This is a genomic window from Brevibacterium sp. SIMBA_078 (assembly GCF_046534565.1).
GTDB lineage: Bacteria > Actinomycetota > Actinomycetes > Actinomycetales > Brevibacteriaceae > Brevibacterium.
This window is the reverse complement of sequence record NZ_JAWRYQ010000367.1, coordinates 1-257: the sequence shown is the minus strand read 5'-3', so window position 1 is coordinate 257 and position 257 is coordinate 1. Positions and strand designations below refer to the sequence as shown.

1 protein-coding gene is annotated in these 257 nt (G+C 48.2%); it reads left to right on the top strand.

Annotated features, from left to right (window positions below):
• A partial coding sequence (locus SB749_RS20060) for an ATP-binding cassette domain-containing protein (protein WP_410711855.1) occupies positions 1-257 on the top strand: 257 nt, incomplete at both ends.

Sequence of the window (257 nt, the reverse complement as noted above, 5' to 3'; positions counted from 1 at the left end):
CATCTGGTTGTGGTAAATCAACATTGGGGCGTATCGTTGCAGGATTAGATGCGTATCCCAGTGGAGAAGTAATCGTTGATAAAGAAAAAGTAAAAGGCCCAAGTGCCAGCCGTGGCATGGGTTTTCAAGGCTATACGTTATTTCCTTGGAAGACGGTCAAAGAAAATGTGATGTTTGGCCCTATCATGGGTGGCCGCAGCAAGTCGAGTGCAGAGCGTAGCGCTCGTGAATGGCTTGATGTGGTCGGACTGACTAAG